Below are 247 nucleotides of genomic sequence, written 5' to 3'. Positions count from 1 at the left end.
CCGCGTCGCGGCCCGCATCCAGCTTTACCGCGCCCGCCGACACCAGGGCGCCGCCCGCGCGCAGATCGCGCGTGGCGGTGACGTCGATGCCACGTCCCTGCGTCTTGCTGGCCGCGCCCAACTGCACGTCATTGCCCGCCAGCCGCAGCGTACCGCCATAGGCCAGCGCGCTGCCGTCCAGGCGCAGCTCGCGCGCCGCGTCGATGGACAGGCTGGTGTCGCTCAGGGCCGAACCGGCCAGCGTCAC

Annotated in this window: 1 protein-coding gene; it reads right to left on the bottom strand. The window is 74.5% G+C overall.

The window, feature by feature from the left end; genetic code table 11:
• Nucleotides 1–247, bottom strand: a 247-nt coding sequence (locus KDH83_RS32335) for a hypothetical protein (protein ID WP_212323318.1), incomplete at both ends; no start/stop codon positions are given.

Origin of the sequence: Achromobacter sp. Marseille-Q0513, from assembly GCF_018195695.1 — a bacterium.
Lineage (GTDB): Bacteria > Pseudomonadota > Gammaproteobacteria > Burkholderiales > Burkholderiaceae_B > Achromobacter.
Note: the sequence above shows the minus strand (reverse complement) of the source record. Positions and strands in the feature narration are given on the sequence as shown.